At 64.9% G+C, this 16370-nt stretch carries 18 protein-coding genes; 10 read left to right on the plus strand and 8 right to left on the minus strand.

The window, feature by feature from the left end; translation table 11 throughout:
• Positions 1-304: 304 nt before the first annotated feature.
• The 3 genes from WDZ97_RS09715 (at position 305) to WDZ97_RS09725 (ending at position 3996) form a co-directional block, all read left to right on the plus strand.
• Positions 305-1063 (plus strand): hypothetical protein, encoded by a 759-nt coding sequence (locus WDZ97_RS09715; RefSeq protein ID WP_425762607.1) that lies wholly within the window; start codon positions 305-307, stop codon positions 1061-1063.
• 91 nt (positions 1064-1154) lie between these two features.
• Positions 1155-2558: a hypothetical protein gene (locus tag WDZ97_RS09720; protein ID WP_425762608.1), complete on the plus strand. Its 1404-nt coding sequence runs from the start codon at positions 1155-1157 to the stop codon at positions 2556-2558.
• Positions 2559-2661: 103 nt separating this feature from the next.
• Positions 2662-3996 carry a ferredoxin reductase family protein gene (locus tag WDZ97_RS09725; RefSeq protein ID WP_425762609.1) on the plus strand — a complete coding sequence of 445 codons (1335 nt, stop codon included), beginning with the start codon at positions 2662-2664 and terminating at the stop codon, positions 3994-3996.
• Positions 3997-4032: 36 nt separating this feature from the next.
• Here the strand turns inward: WDZ97_RS09725 and WDZ97_RS09730 are convergent, their stop codons facing one another.
• Complete coding sequence (locus WDZ97_RS09730) at positions 4033-4479, minus strand: HIT family protein (RefSeq protein WP_425762610.1); 447 nt, start codon at positions 4477-4479, stop codon at positions 4033-4035.
• Between the two features lie 332 nt (positions 4480-4811).
• Between WDZ97_RS09730 and WDZ97_RS09735 the strand changes: the two genes are divergently transcribed.
• From WDZ97_RS09735 to draG, 3 genes are all read left to right on the plus strand, one after another.
• Positions 4812-4964 carry a hypothetical protein gene (locus tag WDZ97_RS09735; protein ID WP_304004504.1) on the plus strand — a complete coding sequence of 51 codons (153 nt, stop codon included), beginning with the start codon at positions 4812-4814 and terminating at the stop codon, positions 4962-4964.
• An 88-nt stretch (positions 4965-5052) separates the two neighbouring features.
• Entirely contained in the window at positions 5053-5994 is a 942-nt protein-coding gene (locus tag WDZ97_RS09740) for an NAD(+)--dinitrogen-reductase ADP-D-ribosyltransferase (RefSeq protein ID WP_425762611.1), read from the plus strand.
• Positions 5995-6014: 20 nt separating this feature from the next.
• Positions 6015-6950, plus strand: coding sequence for an ADP-ribosyl-[dinitrogen reductase] hydrolase (draG, locus tag WDZ97_RS09745; RefSeq protein WP_425762612.1), 936 nt, complete (start codon positions 6015-6017; stop codon positions 6948-6950).
• A gap of 61 nt (positions 6951-7011) precedes the next feature.
• Here the strand turns inward: draG and WDZ97_RS09750 are convergent, their stop codons facing one another.
• Entirely contained in the window at positions 7012-7809 is a 798-nt protein-coding gene (locus tag WDZ97_RS09750; RefSeq protein WP_425762613.1) for a GlcG/HbpS family heme-binding protein, read from the minus strand.
• A 103-nt stretch (positions 7810-7912) separates the two neighbouring features.
• On the opposite strand from WDZ97_RS09750, the gene WDZ97_RS09755 reads away from it, so the two are divergent.
• Positions 7913-8824, plus strand: a complete 912-nt coding sequence (locus WDZ97_RS09755; protein WP_425762614.1) for a LysR family transcriptional regulator — start codon at positions 7913-7915, stop codon at positions 8822-8824.
• A 304-nt stretch (positions 8825-9128) separates the two neighbouring features.
• The gene (locus WDZ97_RS09760; RefSeq protein WP_425762615.1) at positions 9129-10037 is read left to right on the plus strand and encodes a 2Fe-2S iron-sulfur cluster-binding protein; all 909 of its coding nucleotides are present in this window, start codon (positions 9129-9131) and stop codon (positions 10035-10037) included.
• 125 nt (positions 10038-10162) lie between these two features.
• Here the strand turns inward: WDZ97_RS09760 and WDZ97_RS09765 are convergent, their stop codons facing one another.
• From WDZ97_RS09765 to WDZ97_RS09785, 5 genes are read right to left on the minus strand one after another with little or no spacing between them, the layout of a single operon-like run.
• Complete coding sequence (locus tag WDZ97_RS09765; RefSeq protein WP_425762616.1) at positions 10163-10642, minus strand: cupin domain-containing protein; 480 nt, start codon at positions 10640-10642, stop codon at positions 10163-10165.
• A 44-nt stretch (positions 10643-10686) separates the two neighbouring features.
• Positions 10687-11028 (minus strand): antibiotic biosynthesis monooxygenase family protein, encoded by a 342-nt coding sequence (locus tag WDZ97_RS09770; protein ID WP_425762617.1) that lies wholly within the window; start codon positions 11026-11028, stop codon positions 10687-10689.
• Positions 11025-11465 (minus strand): PaaI family thioesterase, encoded by a 441-nt coding sequence (locus WDZ97_RS09775; RefSeq protein WP_425762618.1) that lies wholly within the window; start codon positions 11463-11465, stop codon positions 11025-11027. The genes WDZ97_RS09770 and WDZ97_RS09775 overlap by 4 nt, the downstream gene beginning before the upstream one ends.
• Positions 11443-12045, minus strand: coding sequence for a 2-hydroxychromene-2-carboxylate isomerase (locus WDZ97_RS09780; RefSeq protein ID WP_425762619.1), 603 nt, complete (start codon positions 12043-12045; stop codon positions 11443-11445). Before WDZ97_RS09780 ends, WDZ97_RS09775 begins: the two co-directional genes overlap by 23 nt.
• 9 nt (positions 12046-12054) lie before the next feature.
• Positions 12055-12921, minus strand: coding sequence for a CmcJ/NvfI family oxidoreductase (locus WDZ97_RS09785; protein ID WP_425762620.1), 867 nt, complete (start codon positions 12919-12921; stop codon positions 12055-12057).
• Between the two features lie 144 nt (positions 12922-13065).
• On the opposite strand from WDZ97_RS09785, the gene WDZ97_RS09790 reads away from it, so the two are divergent.
• Positions 13066-14076, plus strand: a complete 1011-nt coding sequence (locus WDZ97_RS09790; RefSeq protein WP_425762621.1) for a GlxA family transcriptional regulator — start codon at positions 13066-13068, stop codon at positions 14074-14076.
• A 103-nt stretch (positions 14077-14179) separates the two neighbouring features.
• On the opposite strand, the gene WDZ97_RS09795 is transcribed toward WDZ97_RS09790, so the two are convergent.
• Positions 14180-15643 carry an efflux transporter outer membrane subunit gene (locus WDZ97_RS09795; RefSeq protein ID WP_425762622.1) on the minus strand — a complete coding sequence of 488 codons (1464 nt, stop codon included), beginning with the start codon at positions 15641-15643 and terminating at the stop codon, positions 14180-14182.
• A gap of 92 nt (positions 15644-15735) precedes the next feature.
• On the opposite strand from WDZ97_RS09795, the gene WDZ97_RS09800 reads away from it, so the two are divergent.
• Positions 15736-16353, plus strand: a complete 618-nt coding sequence (locus WDZ97_RS09800) for a TetR/AcrR family transcriptional regulator (RefSeq protein WP_304004481.1) — start codon at positions 15736-15738, stop codon at positions 16351-16353.
• Positions 16354-16370 lie beyond the last annotated feature (17 nt).

A 16370-nucleotide genomic window follows, 5' to 3' on the forward strand; every position in this document is an offset into this window, starting at 1 on the left:
ATCCGGCGCACGCGCCCGATCCCCCGCCTCCCACGACACAGAGCTATCCCATTCGTATGGTGTAATGCGCGTCAGGTACGCGTGCGCGCGCAATCAGGCGGGCGGACGGGATTCAGGGACGGCAACGAAGAAGTGAGGTCTTTCGCTGTCGTTTAGTACTGTATGGATATACAGAATGACGCACCGAAACGTCAATTGGAAGCCGTTTCATAACGATCACTCCCGCCTTTTACCTGGCTGCATCCGCAGTACGGTGAAAATCTGCGTCAGAAAACAAAGTTAGATCTCTAAGGAAATCGCCCACATGGATTACGCCGAGTTCTTTCACTACCTTGAGAATTCAATTAGAAACTCAATACGGACTTGCCATCCATATTCCTGGGATGAGAACCATATCTCTTTCACGATCACACAAGATCTTTTCGCGCACCACAAGGTTATGTCGCTCGAAGGCCTTGACCGCCCATTCAAGATTCTCTGGGACGTTCGAAAGCTGAGACTTCCAGAAGAAGCAACAAACGGTGATATTGGCGTAATTGTGCGGCTAACTACCTGGGCAAGCGAAACGCTGGAGGGAGTTGGATTACTTGAAGCAAAAAAGCGTGATATTGGAAAAAACACCTTTTCCGCCACCAAAGCCAGCCAACTCAAGCGGATTCTCTCCAACGCACCTTCGGCACACCTCATGCTTTATGACTACGATAATATTTCGTCATGCATGGATAATTGGGCCATCCAATTCGAAGACCATTATTATCGTCGGCGCTATGGAGTAGTTCAACCGTTCACGCACTGTGTATGCCTTCCTGCAGAAATAGCACTACAGCAAGGCAAGTTCACAACCGAACTTCATAAATTCGGCGTACCTTTGTCATATCAACTCGTGGGCCGTTACTTTAGAGGGTTCGACCTAGAGCTCGATCCAACTAAAGTTCGAGCAGTAAAGAATAACGCACTGCGTCACGGCGGACCAAGAACCCTTCTTCTCGTTGGTGTATCAACAGGCGCTTCGGAGCCGATATTGCCGGAAGTGGACTCAAATATCTACGGAAGAATCGATTGAGGCCCAACCTCTCATTCCACCGGACGTTGCGTACAAAGCCGCGCCAGTCCGGCGAATAAAAACGTTAGATTTCTCTTCTCAAATACGCGCCATGGCCAATTTTTCAACTGAGTTTCCGATCGATACAAAGAATAATATTGAGGACGTCGTTCGCTTGGCATGCAAGTGGGTGACGGGAAGCCCCCATACAAGTTTTTCGTCAACCGCATTCGACGAGCTTCCGCTCGATTCGGAGCTCCGCTATTCAAGCGGTCCAGAGGAAGTAACCATCGCAATCGCTAAGAACGCTGATTACGACATCGGTGGCCTTAGGCACATGCGCACGGAAAATGGTCTTGAGTGGGTTACATCTATTGTGTCCCTGAAGACGCCTGAAAGACATGTACTCAGTCTTCAGGTTTCGTGCGAGGCACTCAGTACGGCGGTTAGGTTGCCTCCTCCGAAGAAGCCCTACTTTATTCGACAGGCCCTCACGGAGTTGGGCGGCGGCATGGACGGGGAGATACCTGTAACGGACAGGCCCTTCCGTTTGGGTGAGGGCGAGGCTGGAATCGCCGCAGCGCTGATGATGGGAGTCGCAAATAACAAGCTACCCATTGTCTACGTCAGCGCAGGCTTCGACGGAGCGCATCTAATCAATCCTGACGAGCTGGCGAAATTTGTATCCGGAATGGCTCACGTTGTAGTTGAGCCAAGCCGAGCATTTTCATTTAAGGTTAAAACACTAACAAATTCGAACAACGTTTTCGGTGGCACTATCGGTGTCTACTGGCCTGAGAGTAACGCGCGAAACGCTTATTTCCTCGATGACGAAACCCCACACCCCCGCGCCATTCAAATCGAAATTGCAAAGGATATTCGCCTTGCACTTTCGAATAGAAGAGCTCGCACGAATTGTACGTGGGCGCATTTGAAGGAGACCATTTCGCGTAGGCGCTACGATTTGCTTAGATCGCAGGGATCCACGGCGCTACAAGAGTACATTGATGCATTTGACGCGGATCAAGCGGCTAAGGATACAAAGCTGGCCGACGCCGAGCAGGAGATTTCACGACTTAACGCAGAACTTAGGCGAGTCACGTCATCCAGTCAGTCGTCAACTCGCGGCCTGGTTACGCCGGGAAATGAACAGGATCTGTATGAGAATGAAATCGCTGACATCATTATCGACGCGCTTTGGGAGGCCTCACGTTCCACCCGAGAGAATAGTCGTCGCCAGCACGTGCTGACCGACCTATTGGCCGCAAACAAACCATCCGGTACTAGACAAAAGCTTGAAGAGGAAATCAAGTCTCTCTTCAAGACCTACAGAGACATGGACGCGCGTACAAGAAACGCGCTGGCCAGGATAGGCTTTGAACTCTCAGAGGACGGAAAACACTATAAGGCCATATTCCAAGGGGATGGTCGTTATACCTTTACACTCCCCAAGACAAGCAGCGACTATCGGGCTGGTAGGAACACAGCGAGTGATATCAACAATACTCTCTTCTAGACCTAACAATTTGCTACAGCCGACCGTCCAAAATCTGCGCTTTTGTCGCGCGACTTGGCTTGGACATTTAACGCGCTTACCCTATATAACGCCAAGCCCCCCAATGAAACGCCTCCACCTCGCATTCCTCGCAACACTGCTGCTGCCAACCCTGCTCTGGCTGGCCTCCGATACGCTGGCGCCCGAGCCGTTCACCTATTTCTCGTTCCGCTCGGTGTTCATGCAGTACAGCGGGGTGATCGCTATCGCCGTGATGAGCGTGGCGATGCTGCTGGCCTTGCGTTCGAGATGGCTGGAGTCGCTGCTGGGCGGGCTGGACAAGATGTATCGGCTGCACAAGTGGCTGGGCATCGCGGCGCTGGTGGTGGCCGTCCTTCACTGGTGGTGGGCGACCGGCACCAAGTGGATGGTGGGCTGGGGCTGGCTGGTGCGGCCGGCACGCAAGCCGGTGGCCGGCGAAACGCTGGGTGCGGTCGAAGGCTGGCTGCGCAGCCAGCGCGGGATCGCCGAAGCCGTCGGCGAGTGGGCGTTCTATGCGGCGGTCGTGCTGATCGTGCTGGCGCTGGTGAAACGCTTTCCCTATCACTGGTTCGCCAGGACGCACAAATGGATTGCGCTCGCCTACCTCGCGCTGGCCTATCACACGGTGGTGCTCACCAAGTTCGCGTACTGGTCGCAGCCGGTCGGCTGGTTGGTGGCGGCCTTGCTGATCGGCGGCAGCGTGGCCGCGCTGCTGAGCCTTGGCGGGCGGATCGGGGCCGGTCACAAGGTGCAGGGCCACATCGCGGCGCTGACCGAGTACCCCGGCGTGCACGTGCTCGAAGCGGCCATACAGCTGGAGGATGGCTGGCGCGGACACGCGCCGGGGCAGTTCGCCTTCGTCACGTCGGACACGCGCGAAGGCGCCCACCCGTACACGATCGCGTCGGCGTGGAATCCGGCTGAGCGCCGGCTCGTGTTCATCGCCAAGGCACTGGGCGACCACACCCGCCGCCTGCGCGACACGTTGAAGATCGGCATGCCGGTGACGGTGGAGGGGCCCTACGGCTGTTTCGACTTCGAGGATGCGCAGCCGCGGCAGATCTGGGTCGGGGCCGGCATCGGCATCACGCCCTTCATCGCCCGCATGAAGCAGCACGCCGCCACACCGGACGCGCGGGCGATCGATCTCTTTCATCCGACGGCCGACTTCGATCAGAGCGCCATCGACCATCTCACCGCGGATGCCGAAGCGGCCGGCGTGCGACTGCACCTGCTGGTCGACGCCCGGGACGGACGCCTGAATGGCGAACGCATCCGCGCCGCGGTGCCCGACTGGGCGTCTGCCAGCATCTGGTTCTGCGGCCCGCCGCGCTTCGGTGAGGCGCTGCGCGCGGACTTCGTCGCCCACGGCCTGCCGCCCGACCGTTTCCATCAGGAACTGTTCGAGATGCGCTGATCGCGGCCGGGATGTGGTTTGCCCGGCGAGCCTGCCTCAGTCGCGCGTCAGGACGGCCGCAAGCTGCGCCGCATACCCGCGCAGCACCTCGGCACCCGGTTCCTTGCGCGGCCAGATCAGGCCGACGCCGTCGTTCGCGTGGCGCGGCAGCACGTGCATGTGGAAGTGGAACACCGTCTGTTCGCCTTCCTTGCCGTTGGCCTGCAGCAGGTTCAGCCCCGGCGGGTCGAAGGTTTCGCGGATGGCGGCGGCCACGCGCTGCGCGGTATTCATCACCGCGGCGCCCTCCTCCGGCGTGATGTCGAACAGCGTGACGGCGTGCCGCCGGGTCGCCACCAGCACGTGACCCGGATTGACCTGGCCGAGGTCCATGAATGCCAGCGTCAGATCGTCCTCGAACACGCGCGCGGCGGGCAGTTCGCCGGCGACGATGCGACAGAAGATGCAGACGCCGGGCGGCGAGGTATCGACGAATTTCGGCATGAGGGGTCGGGCTCCGTTTGCGCAGGAAGGGTCGGGCGCGGTGCGACGTGCAGGCAGCGCGCGGTCGGGGCAGACGATACACGAGGCCCGGCGGCCGGCCGTCGACGGCGGGCGCGCCGTTTGCTGCGACGCTGAACATCGCCGTGTCGGTGGGTGGGCCGGTGCGGGTGGTGAGCATCGGCGCCGCGTTGCGCAAACCACTGGACCGGAATGGCTCAGCGCCCGTCCTACGTGCAGCGGTACTGCCGGCCTACAGCGAGCGCTGCCGCCCCGGCCCACACTGAACTGACAGGTCGCCGCGCCCGGTGACCCCGCACCTGGAGGAAATATCGATGATCAAGCTGATTGCAGCCTCGCTCGCCCTTGCACTCGGATATGCATTTGCCCATCGCAAGAAGACGCCGGTCGACCCGGTCGGCGACTGGGAACGCACGCACGACAGCACTGAAACCGCCTATCCGGAAAGCCAGCAAAGCGCGCCCTGAGGCGCGTCCGGCCTCCCCCGGCAGCGATCTGCACCATCCTTGACTACCGTGCTTGACGGGCGGTGAAAAGGCCTCGAATACTGGCCGGATGCCGATCGAATCTGCCCTTCCGCATGGCACCGGGCCGGGACACGCGCAACCCGGAACCCTGTCGTCACCCGCATCCGCGCTGGATGCGTCCGCCATCTCGCCTGACACGGGCGGGACGGCGGACGCTCAGCCGCACCGCTGGTACAGCACCAATCTGGTCGGCGTGCCGGCGCCGGTGCTGGCCAGCCGGCTGTTCAACGAACATCCGGTGCCGCTGCACATCGCCGGCACGCGCGAGGCGCACCGCGGTCTGTTCGCGTTGCTGGATCGCTGCGCGGATCTGCCCGAAGCGCGCGACGTGTTCGAGCACTACGTCGCCATCGCCTTCGGCCTGCAACCGGCCGACGCGCCGCGCGACAGCGCCGAGGCGCGACGCTGGCGCTGCAGCTGGCGCCGTCTGTTGCAAGGCTGGGGTGGCGACGCCAACGGCCCGGCCGGCGCCGTGCTGAAAGGCTGGGTCGAAAGCCGCTTCGGCCTGGTACCCATGTTCCACAAGGCAAGGCTGGAGCGCTTCCCGTCCCCCGCCTGGGTGAGCTATCTCGAAGAGAAAGCCGCCAGCCGCTATCACGGCAACTGCATCCATCAGCAGCTCGACCTGCTGTACGAATTCAGCCAGTGGGCACTCACCCGCTTCGGCCTGCCGCGCCAGACCGGCGACGACACGCATGTGCGCCTGTGGCGCGGCAGCACGCGCTGCGAAGAGCAACTGGTGGCCGGCCGGCTGCAGGACCGCGAATGCACCGTGCGCCTGAACAGCATCGCGTCCTTTTCGCTGTCGCGCGACGAAGCCGGCTGTTTCGGCGACTGGGTGTTCGAACTGCAGGTACCGCGCTGCAAGCTGCTGGTGTGGCCGGGTCTGCTGCCGGGCAAGGTGCTGCACGGCGAGCAGGAGGTGCTGGCGCTCGGCGGCGACTATCCGGCACAGGCGAGCTGCCAATGAATCCGCTTTCTTCACCGCATATGACTGACGACTTCGACACGCTGTACGACCGCGCCCTCGGCGCCTACCTGGGTCTGGCCATCGGCGACGCACTGGGCGCCACGGTCGAATTCATGCGCCCGCGCGAAATCCGGGCGCAGTACGGCGAGCATCGCGACATCATCGGCGGCGGCTGGCTCAAGCTGGCACGCGGCCAGGTGACCGACGACACGACGATGAGTCTCGCGCTCGGCGATGCGCTGCTGAAGATCGGTGGCGCGCGTCTGTCCAGCGCCGCGCAGGCCGGCGACGACGAACTCGCCGACATGACGCGCGTGATCGCCGATGCGTTCGTCGGCTGGCTGCGCAGCAAGCCGGTGGATTGCGGCAACACCTGTCGCCGCGGACTGCAGCGCTACCTTGCCGACGGCAGCCTGAGCGGCCAGCAGAACGAGCGCGATGGCGGTAATGGTGCGCTGATGCGCAACCTGCCCACGGTGCTGGCGCTGTGGCACGACGCCGCGGCGCTGGAACGCGTGAGCCTTGCGCAGGCGCGCATCACCCACCACCACCCGCTGTCCGATGCCGCCACGGTGGGCTTCGCGCGGCTGCTCGCCCGTCTGCTGTCTGGCGCATCGCACGACGATGGCGCAGCCTGGGTGGCGGATTGGGTGCAGACCCACCCGGCGTTCGCCTTCCAGCCCTACCCTGGCCGCGCCACCGCCTATGTCGTCGATACCGTGCAGACGGTGCTGCACCATTTCGTCAGCCACGCCGATTTCGAAACGGCGCTGGTCGCCACCGTGAACATGGGCGACGACGCCGACACCACCGGCGCCCTGGTCGGCATGCTGGCCGGCGCCCTGTGCGGCGCGCGCGCCCTGCCCGAGCGCTGGCTGAGCCGTTTGCAACGCGACGTTGTAATGGCGATCACCGACCAGACCAGCGGACTGCTGGCGATGAGCCGTCGAGGATAGGTCGCTCCGTTGCCAACCCGGTGCGGACAGAGGGCGCCACCAGGGGCGCCCTCCGTGCCGCTCAGTCCTGCGTCGTCGCAGCCAGCCCGTCGCGGCGGCGGGTGGGCGGCAAGGCCTTCACCACCGCCTCTTCGGTCGCCGCATTGACGCAGTGCGGCTGCTTCCAGTCGCCGTCGAAACTGATCTGATCGACGCCATCCGGGCCGACGCCAGCCGGCACGTAGTCCAGCCGCAGCAGGTTGCGCGTACGCCAGGCAATGGCGTGATCGGCGCAGGAGCTGTCGCCCGACACGCCGAGCGCGCCCAGCAGTTCGCCCTGCGCGCTGTAAAGCGCCAGCCCGCCGCCGAACACATTGACGCCGCCCATGCGCTGGCCCACCAGCGGATCGTTCGCCTGCCCCCAGGCCGTTGCAGGTCCGGCATACGCCAGCGCGGCATTGACCGGATTGCTCTCCTGCAGACCGAACAGGCTGCCGCCCGGCTGCGTGGCGCTGTACAGATTGGCGGTGGCCAGTGCCAGCGTGGGCAGGCTGAAGGCATTGGCGGTATTCGCCTTCTGCGCCGAAATGGCCCGGCTCCCCGGCCACTGGCTGGCGTTGCTTTCGCCGGTGAAGGCCACCGCGCACACCGTGCCGCTGCGGCTCACGACGGTGCCCCACATGTCGAGATCGAAGCCGCCGTTGTCAGCGCGCCGGGCACGGGTGAGCGCATCGCGCAGTTCGGCATGGCCGGGCAGTGCCGCGCACTCGGCGGCGACCGCCTTGCTGTCCGCGCCCTGCGGCGAAGCGAAGGCCGGCGTGGCGGCCAGACCAGCCAGCACTGCGAAGGAAGTGACGATGGAAGTGTGAAGGGCTTTCATGACTGCATCCTCTGTTGAATGGGTGATGTAGCCAGTATCGGGATGCGGAGAGTGGAAATAAATGGAATTATCCGGATTTAAGTATTCCACTTTTCGGCAGACCATGAATTCACTGCAGGACGCGCTGCGCATCTTCGTCGCCGCCGCCGACGCGAAGAACTTCCGCGAGGCCGCCACCCGGCTGGGCCTGTCGCCGCAGGCCGTCACCCGCGCAATACGGCGGCTGGAAGATCACTTCGGCGAAACGCTGTTCCACCGCACGACGCGGCAAACGCGCATCACCGAGTTCGGCACCGCCAAGGCAGCCGAAGCCGCAGCGACGCTGTCGCAGCTCGACGAAGTGCTGCGGCCCGCCGAAAAGCGGGCGGCCGCCGCGATGGCCGGGCGCGTGCGCATCACCGCGCCGCGTGCGCTCGGTCGACTGCTCGTGCTGCCCGTGCTGACCCGGCTCGCGGTGGAGCATCCGGGCATTGCCATCGACATCCGGCTGTCGGACGAACTGAGCGACGCCGTGGACGAACAGATCGACATCGGCGTGCGCATGGGCGTGCTGAGCCACGCGCGCTCTGTGATGCGGCGTGTCGGCAAGGTGGCTTTCGGCGTGCATGCAAGTCCGGCGCTGATCGAACGCGTCGGCGTGCCGCCCTCGGTCGAAGCGCTGCACGCGCTGCCCACCAGCGCGCTGATCAACCGCAACACCAACCGTCCGTGGCACTGGTTCTTCAGCCGCGAACGTACGTTGCTGCCGCAGCAGCCCGCTTTCTTCACCGACGACCCGGCGGCCGAGTGCGAAGCCGTGCTGGCCGGCATCGCGTTCGCGCAGCTGCCCGACTATCTGGCGCGCGCACACGTGCGCGCCGGGCGACTGGTCGAGGTGCTGGAAAAGGACGCACCGCCGCCGTGGGACGTCATGGTGTATCGCCCGCAGCGCGGCCCGGTGCCGGCGCGGGTGCGTCTGGTGTTCGACGCCATCGTCGCGGGCCTGAAGGACGACGACGGCCAGGGTGGAAATTGAACTGCACGCGGTGTTCGGCGATGCGATTTGTGTCGCAAACACTGCGTAGCCGACAGGTCTGTCCACAAGGCGCCACGCCCCTGCAGCGCAGGCGTTAGCACAGCACTTTCAAACCGCCTTGAAGCAGATCAAACCCGTCGTTCATCCACCTTCGTGAAAGCCGGATAAACCGCAATTTCATGATGTGGATCAATGACTTCATGGCATGCACTCATGTCATGAAGGTTACACGGAGGCGCCATTCACGCGGCATGCAACTTGCAGTCAGACCGGGTCCGATCCGGACACAACCTGGAGCCCCGAAATGGCTAACGTAACCTTCTCTTCTCCGTTGATGCCGCGCGATCTCACGGTCTATGCGGTAGCCGGTGAACGCGGCACGCTGCTCGCCCTCGCCAAAGCCAACAACATCCCGATTCCGTTCGACTGTCAGGACGGTGAATGCGGCTCATGCCTGGTGGAGGTCGTGCACTACAGCCCGACCGTGCGCTATGGCATCGCCCTGACTGAAAAGGAAAAGGAAATCCTGCGTCAGCTCGGCAAGATCACCAAGCAGGAAATCATGGACGCCGAAGTGAATGACATGCCGCCGCGTCACCGGCTGGCCTGCCAGTGCTTCGTTCGCGACGAGGATATCGCCGTCGTGTTCGAAGGCGATGTGACCAAGCCGATGAAGGGACCGGCGTTGTCGATCGCCGCCGCGATCTACAAGGGCGGTGTCGGCATCCAGACGCTCGACCAGTTCCTGAACTATGCGGTCAAGGTCGAAGAAGACGCTGCCGTGCACTTCGAAGAACTGGCGGAGCGCATGAACGCCTGTGGCAACAGCGACGTGGCTGCGCTGTTCGCGCAGCTCGGCAGCTATTCGCGCCTGCATCTGGAAGAGGCCAAGGCCAGGTGCGTGAAGTACGAAGTGGTGGAAAGCCTGCCGGCCAGTTCCGCATGGCCCGACAACACCACCCCGGAGAAGACCGCACTGTGGGCAGGCGATCCCGCCCTGACGCGTCTCGGTGCGCTCAAGGCCGCGCTGCAGGGCGAGCGCCGTGGCTACGAGTTCTACTACGCGATTGCCAACACCACGCGCGACGCGAACATCCGCAAGGTGGCGAAGGAGTTCGTGCGCGAAGAAGCAGAACACGTCGAGAAGCTGAAGCAGTGGATCGAGCAGGAAGAGGCCGCCCTGCGTCGCGCGGCGGAAGCAGTGGCCGGCTGATACAGGCGTGACGGATGAAGGGGCGGCAGCCTGGCGCCCCTTCAGGCCACGCCGATGGCGAATACCGGCCCGTTCATTCCGTTCCATCCCAGGCCCACCGCACCGTGTGCCGACCCTTCGCCGCCTCAGTACGGTCGCCCGTCCTTATGGCTGAACACCCAGTGCCCGTCGATCAGTTCTGCCCGCAGGTCGTCGTCAGGGTAGCTCGCTTCGTCACCGTTGCTGCGGTCGCCGATCTCCAGATAGAGCACGGTTTCCGTCGTGTCATTGACCAGACGATGAGCGTTGTCGCGGCCCGCCGCAAAGCCGGCGCACATGCCGGGTGACAGGCGGGTCAGTCCTTCGTCGGTGTGCAGCGCCGGCACGCCCTGCAGCACGTAGATGAATTCGTCCTGCCGGCTGTGCGCGTGGCGCAGCGCAGACACCGCGCCGGGTTCGAGCCGCGTCAGGTTTGCCCCGAAATTCTGCAGGCCGAACAGATCGCCGAGCGCACGCTTGGTGCGACCGCGCATGCGCGCCGCGAACGGTTCCGGGTAGGCGGACGGCCGGATGCGCGGGGCCACGTCCGCGGCAAGCACGGCAATCGGGCGCGGAGGTGCAGACATGGAGGACTCCTGTGACGTGAATGGCGAGACAACGATGGGCGACGTCATTTCCGCAGCGTCGTCCCGTACGCGCGCTCGACCCGCGCCACGCGCAGCGAGAACTGCGCGTACCAGCGTTCGCGGCCGGTCTGGCGCGCGAGTGCGTGCTCGGCGTGATTGCGCCACGCTGCGATGGCCTCCTCGCTGGCCCAGTAGGACACATTGAGGCCGAAGCCGTCCGGGTTGCGGGCGCGCTCGATGCCGAGAAAGCCTGGCTGCCGCGCGGCCAGCTCGACCATGCGCTCGGCCATGTCGGCATAGCCGTCGTCGCCCGACGTGCGCTGCGCCGAGAAGATCACCACGTAGTAAGGCGGTTCGGGGGTATCGGCAAAGCAGGGATTCGTCATTGTGGCGCTCCGGTATCAGCAAGGAGGGCGCCGCTCGCCTTGATCAGCGCAACCGTCCGCTCGCCGACGCGGAACTCCCCGGACGCGACACACTGGCGCCCGCCGATGCGGTGCGCATGAATGCGGCCGAGCAGCCAGTCACCCGCGCGGCTCGGGCCGAGGTAGTCGACGGACAGGCTGGCGGTCACCAGCCGTGCGTGCGCCGGCAATTGCGCGGCGATGAAGCCGACCAGGAAGATGTCGGCCAGCGTGGCGATGACGCCGCCGTGCGTGATGCCCAGCCCGTTGCAGTCGTCGCCGCTAATGCGCGCCGCGAACAGATCCGTGAGCGCGCCGCCGGTGAACACCGTGCGGCCGCCGAAGAAGGGACCGCGCAGCACACGCGGCGTGAAGCCCTCCGGTGCGGCGCTGTGATCATCGACGGTGGATGGCGGCATCGAGCGCGTCCTCCAGCTGTTCGTTGCCCCAGTACAGCGCATCACCGACAAAGAAGCTGGGCGCGCCGAACAGGCCGCGCTGCGCCCCCTGCTCGGTCTGCGCGCGCAGCGCCTGCTTCACCTCGGGCGACTGCGCGCTCGCGAGCGCGGCATCCGCCGGCTGGCCCAGTTCGGCGAGCAGGCGACGCATCGCATCGACGTCGTCGATGTCCGCGTCATCGACGAAGTTCAGTTCGAACACGCGGGTGCAGAAAGAGGCGATCCACGGCGCTTCCGCGTGCGCGAGCGCGATGCGGGCGGGCAGCACGCCGTTGCGCGGAAACTGCGACGGCTTGCGCCACGGCAGCGCGTGCCGCGCGCACTGGCGCGCGAGGTCGGTCCACATCCAGGCGAACTTGGCCGGCTGCTGCAGGAAGGGCGAGGCCTGCCAGCCGGCAGCGCGGAAGATGGGGCCGAGCAGCAGCGGGCGCCACAGCACGCGCACGCCGCGCAGCCGGGCCAGCGTGTCGATGTGCGCCGTGCTGAGGTAGCTGTAGGGGCTGGCGAAGTCGAACCAGTATTCGATGACCGGGTCGTTCATGGCACGCCCTCAGTCGAACAGCACGAGGCAGCGCGCCTCGATGCTCGCGCGCAGCGGCGCGTCAGCCGGTGCGGCCGGGTCGAGAAAGGCGGCGTGCGGCGTGAAGCGCGATACGCCGCTCGCCTGCGAGTCGTACTGCTTGAACACCAGCACCTCGCACTTCGTCATGTGCGGGAAGTAGTGCCAGCGGTGCTGCGGCGCGTGCTTCAACACGTAGATTTCGCCGCTGCGTCCGGGGTAGCGGATTTCCGCCGCGACCAGGTCCTGCGCCATCACCGAGCGCGCATCGCACATCGCCAGCGGCGCGTCGATCACCGGCTCGATCAGCGGACGCCACACGTTCACCACCGCATAGCGGCGCACGCGCGCCTGCGCCACATCGTCGCGCAGCACCAGGCCGAGCCGGGCCAGACCGCTCGCCTCCGAATAGTCGTTGTGAACGCGCCCCACCGCCGAGGCCTGGGCGTTCTGCCGGCCGAAGGTGAGGTGCTGTTCGTCGCGGCTGCGCCGGCGGATCTGGTGATCGAAGCACAGCGCGCGCGCACCGCCGGCGGCCTCGCAGGCGATGGCCTCGACCTCCGGGTAGTAGCGGGCGCGGATCTGCGCGTCGTCGTCGACATCATCAAGGCAGCTCGGCGCCTCGCGCAGTTCGAAGCCGTGACGATGGAGCAGGAAGTGCTGCGCGCCCGGGCGGGCGTCGATGATGTCGACCACGTGCGTGCGGTAGCTGCAGTTCTCCCACGGCTCGCCGTCGGGCGGCGGGTACATGTAGTTGAACGGCGCGCCCGCGCTGTCGTGCAGGTAATCCAGTCCGCCGGTGGTGCGCGCCATCCGGGAAGTGTCGGTGCGCAGGAAGCGTTCGTCAGGGGTGTTCACGTGTGGCTCCTCGGTGATCGTCGGGCGGACACCCGCCGCTGTTGCCGTGCCGTGCGGCCTTGGGTGTCCGGGTGTCCATGCTGCGGCCCGGGCGCTTTCAGATCGAGTGTCTGGATCGACATCAATCGGGCTAATATGGACATCATGAAAACCACCGTACTGGTCCTGCCCGGCGTGCTCGACATCAGCCTGGGCATCACGCTGGACGTGATGAACACCGCCAACCGCCTGTGTCTCCAGGCCGAGCGACCGCCGCTGTTCGAGGTGACGCTGGCCGGCACCGGGCGGCGACGCGAGCGCAGCGGTTCCGGGCTGGAAGTCGGCCCGCTTGCGCGCATGGCTGATCTGCCGCCGCCCGATCTGGTGCTGCTGCCGGGCGCCAATCGCGCCCATCGCGAAGCGCTGGAGGAATGGCTGGCGACGCGCGACGTGGTGAAGGCGATGGCGCGTGTGGGCCACTGGCTGGAAGGGGGCGCCGTCGTCGCCGCGTCCTGCGTCAGCACCTTCGCGCTGGCGCAGGCCGGCCTGCTCGACCGGCGCGTCGCCACCACCAGCTGGTGGCTGGCGCCCTTGTTCCGCGAACGCTTTCCGCAAGTCGATCTCGACATGACGCGCATGGTGGTCAGCGACGGCCCGATCAGCACCGCCGGCGCCGCGCTGGCCCAGGCCGACCTGATGCTCGCGCTGGTGGCGCACCACGGCTCGGACGAACTGGCACGCAGTTGCGCACGCTTCCTGATGCTGGACCACCGCGTATCGCAAAGTCAGTACGCCATCGCCTCGCATCTGGCACGGCAGACACCGACGCTGCAGCGCGCCGACCGCTGGCTGCAGACCCGTCTCGGCGAACCGGTCACGCTCGCCATGCTGGCGGACGCGCTGCACATGACGTCGCGCACGCTGAGCCGGCACTTCGCGTCGGCGGTCGGCATGTCACCCATCCAGTACGTGCAGAAGCTGCGCGTCGAGCGCGCCACCCAGTTGCTCGAAACCGGCCACGCCTCCCTGGAATCGGTCGCCGCCCAGGTCGGTTACGCCGACCCGTCGATGCTGCGCAAACTGCTGCGCCGCGAGCGCGGGGTTACGGCGCGGGGCGTGCGGGCGCGGTCACGTGCGGCGGGCAGCGGAGACGAGCGTCCGCAGAACCCGGGGTGATTCACGCCGCCTGTCAGAATGACGGAGACGTTCTTCGTAACGCGCTTGTGCGCGTCAGCAGACACCACGCGCGAACACCCGGGCGCGACGGGCCTCCCGGCGACTACCTGACTGCCAGCGCGTCCGATTCACGTGCTTGCCACCCTCCACCCAGTGCCTTGAAGGCAGCGACCGCTGCGCGTACGGATTCAGTTTGTGCTTGAACGCGCGCGTCGGATGCACGAAGGAGACTTTCGTCCGCTTGCAGGACTTCAATCAGGCTGACGACACCCTTCTGATACGCCGCAAACGAGGCGTCCCGTGCGCGCCCGAATGAGTCCACACCTTGAGTCAGCACAGCGGCCTGCTCTTCGCGCCTGACCAACGACGACAACGCGTTCTCGACGTCTTCCGTTGCCCGCAGGACAGCAAGCCGGTACGCGGACAGCATTTCCGCTTCGTATCCTTTCGCCTGATCGATCTGCGCGTCGATGCGGCCGAAATCGAACAGACGCCAGCGCAGACCCAGCACGCCTGCGGCCTGACCCGCACCACGGGTGAACAGATTGCCGCTCGCGACCGATGTCGCGCTGCCGATCAGTCCACTCAGAGAGAGTTTCGGGTAGTACTCGGCGATGGCGCCGCCAATACGCGCGCTGGATGCGGCGAGGCGACGTTCGGCCGCGATCAGATCCGGCCGCCGGCGAAGCAGTTCGGCCGGCGCCCCCATGGCCGCGATCTGCGGGGCTGCCGGAATATCACGGGGGGCGGCCAATTCGGCCCGATGCGTGCCCGGCGGAGAACCCAGCATCACGTCCAGAGCATTCATGGCGGCGTCCAGACCCGCCTCAAGCACCGGCACCGAGGCCTGAGCCTGGGCAAGCGCACCCTCGGCCTGCCTCACTTGAAGCTCGGCCGCCAGCCCTTTGCCGTGCAGAAGCTTGATGGTGCTGAGCAGCTCCTGCTGCGTCCTGACCTGTCGCCGGGCGACATCCAGCCGGGCCTGCAATCCACGGATGGTGATGTAGATGTCGGCTGCCTGTGCCGTCACGGCCAGGCGCGTCGCAACCGCGCCCGCTTCCGAAGCCTGGTATTCGGCCCATGCCGCTTCCCGTCCGCGGCGCAGACCTCCGAACACGTCCAGCTCCCAGCTCGCAGCAATATTGGTTTCGTAGGCTCTGCCGTCGCGGTCGAAATCGGGCGTCGAGTTCAGGATCTGGCCCAAGGGCGTTTCGACGGAGCGATAGGCCCGGGCCGCTTCACCGGCGACATGGCCCGAGGGCAGCAGTGCGGCATTGGCCGCGCCAAGGCCGGCGCGCGACTGGGCGACGCGGGCCGCCGCTTGCGCGATGTCCAGGTTCTGTTCCTGCGCCAGGGCCACGAAGCGCTCAAGCTGCGGATCATTGAAGGCGGCCCACCAGATCGTGAGGTCTGCCTGCTGCCGTACCTGCCGGCGCTCGACAGCTTCCTGACCGATGAATACCGGCGAAAGCGCGATGTCAGGCTGCCGATACTCAGGACCCACGGCGCAGCCCGTCAAGACACCGGCGCTCAGAAGTAGGACGAGAGAGCGGGGATAGGCGAACATTAAAGTCTCCCGGAAAGTTGAGTTCACTCGGTGACTATAATCCGTATTGGTCACTCATTGTCAAGCCATCATCGACGCGGTATTGTTTTTCCATGAGCGAAATCGACACTTCTACACCCCACTCGCGCGGCCCCGCCGACCACAGCGTTCGAGAGCAGATCGTCGCGGCGGCCGGAGAGCACTTCAGCCACTACGGCTACGAAAAGACCACCGTTTCGGATCTGGCCAAGGCAATCGGCTTTTCCAAGGCCTACATCTACAAGTTCTTCGATTCCAAGCAGGCGATCGGCGAGGCCATCTGCGCCACCACCTTGAGCGCCATCATCCTTGCGGTCGAGGAGGCGGTGGCTGGCGCACCCACGCCCACCGAAAAATTCCGCCGCATGTTCAGGACCTTGGTATCAACCGGCGTGGGCCTGTTCTTCAACGACCGCAAGCTGTACGACATCGCCGCGCACTCGGCCGGCGAGGGCTGGCCGTCCGCACGCGCCTACTGCGAGCGCATCCGGCAGATCCTGACGGAGATCGTCCGCGAAGGTCGGGAGAGCGGCGAGTTCGAGCGCAAGACCCCGCTGGACGAGACGGTGCAGGCGATCGATCTGGTCATGCAGCCCTACGTCAATCCGCTGCTGCTCCAATACAACCTGGATGTGGCCGACGAGGCACCGACGCAGCTTTCAAATCTGGTGCTGCGCAGTCTGGCGCCTTAGAGCGTTCCCACGTCCGC

Origin of the sequence: Methyloversatilis sp. MC4-4 (genome assembly GCF_049843555.1) — a bacterium.
Taxonomy (GTDB): Bacteria; Pseudomonadota; Gammaproteobacteria; order Burkholderiales; family Rhodocyclaceae; genus Methyloversatilis; species Methyloversatilis discipulorum_B.